Source organism: Paraburkholderia sp. SIMBA_054 (genome assembly GCF_046534875.1).
Lineage (GTDB): Bacteria > Pseudomonadota > Gammaproteobacteria > Burkholderiales > Burkholderiaceae > Paraburkholderia > Paraburkholderia hospita.
In genome coordinates, this window is sequence record NZ_JAWRXV010001020.1 from 1 (window position 1) to 262 (window position 262).

Sequence of the window (262 nt, forward strand, 5' to 3'; positions counted from 1 at the left end):
GGGCAGCCGCATTCGCCCACGCGCGACTACACCCCGCGCTGGCACGACGCCGAGGCCGGCGAGCTGGCGATCGACTTCGTGCTGCACGGCGATGGTCCGGCCTCGTCCTGGGCCGAGCAGGTCCGGCCCGGCGACGAACTGGTGGTGGGCGGCCCGCGCGGCTCGTTCGTGGTGGCCAACGACTACGATCGCTACGTGCTGTTCGGCGACGAGACCGCGCTGCCGGCGATCGGCCGCTGGCTGGAGGAGATGGACGAGGATC

Annotated in this window: 1 protein-coding gene; it reads left to right on the forward strand. The window is 72.5% G+C overall.

Features of this window, described 5'->3' with window-relative positions; genetic code table 11:
* Window positions 1–262: siderophore-interacting protein (locus SB822_RS58235; protein WP_410859262.1), on the forward strand; the 262-nt coding region annotated here is incomplete at both ends.